The organism is Synechococcus sp. R3-13 (assembly GCF_047462195.1).
Classification (GTDB): Bacteria; Cyanobacteriota; Cyanobacteriia; order Thermostichales; family Thermostichaceae; genus Thermostichus.
On the sequence record NZ_JANSIO010000234.1, the window covers coordinates 1 to 1,078 of the forward strand.

Annotated in this window: 1 protein-coding gene; it reads right to left on the bottom strand. The window is 58.0% G+C overall.

Annotation, left to right across the window (positions count from 1 at the left end):
- Nucleotides 1-62: 62 nt before the first annotated feature.
- Nucleotides 63-1,078 (bottom strand): signal recognition particle-docking protein FtsY (gene ftsY, locus NW856_RS07375; RefSeq protein WP_414399678.1); only part of this gene is annotated, 1,016 nt, incomplete at its 5' end.

Genomic DNA, 1,078 nt, shown 5'->3' on the forward strand with positions numbered 1-1,078 from the left:
TGAGCTTATTATTGACTAGAGTCATGCTCTTTCACAATGGCCCTTCTCAGAGAGGGGGTGCCTCAATACTCGCTTAGAAGAGCTTCCACAAACTCGTAGCTGGAAAAAGGCCGCAGATCTTCTAGCCCCTCGCCGGCGCCGATAAAGCGGATGGGCAGGTTCATCTGCTGCGTAATGGCCAGGGCAATCCCCCCCTTGGCGGTGCTATCCAGCTTAGTCAGGATCACACCGCTCAACTTGGCAGCCTCGGCAAACACCTCGGCTTGGCGCAACCCGTTTTGCCCTTGGGTGGCATCCAGCACCAGAAGGCTTTCTACCTTGGCTTCGGGAGCTTTTTTGTCAACGATGCGGCGGATCTTGGCCAGCTCGTCCATCAGGTTTTTCTTGTTTTGCAGACGGCCTGCCGTGTCCACCAACAGCAACTCGGTGCCCCTGGCCTTGGCGGCTGTGATGGCGTCAAAAACCACCGCTGCCGGATCGGCATTGGGAGAGGGATTGGCGATCACCTCTACCCCTGCTCGCTCTGCCCAAACCTTGAGCTGCTCCACAGCAGCAGCCCGGAAAGTATCAGCAGCAGCAATCAGACAGCGGTATCCAGACTTGCGGGCGACATGGGCAATTTTGCCAATGGTGGTGGTTTTGCCCGCCCCATTCACCCCGACAATCAGCCAAATGTTGAGCGTGTCCCGTTGTGGGGCAAAGGTGGGATCCCCCACCGTCAACATCTGCCGCATCTGCTGCTTGAGGTATTTGACGGCCTCCTCTGGGGGCACCACCTCCTCTCGCATGCGCTTTTGTAGGGCTTGGATGATCTGCTCGGTGGCGTCGATCCCCACATCGGCCTGCAGCAACAGGGCCTCAATTTCTTCCACAGCCTTCTGATCCAGAGGGCCGCGGCCTACCAGGGCTTTCAACTGGTTGATCAGGTTAAGGCGGGTTTTGCCCAAGCCTCGCCGAAGCTTTTGCAGCCAGGAGATTTCCTCAACGGAAATCTCTTCCGGTTTGCGCCCTTGAGCCGCCAAGATCTCGGCTGACCAGCGGAAGCCCTCATCGAAGACCAGCTCTTCCGGCCCCGTCT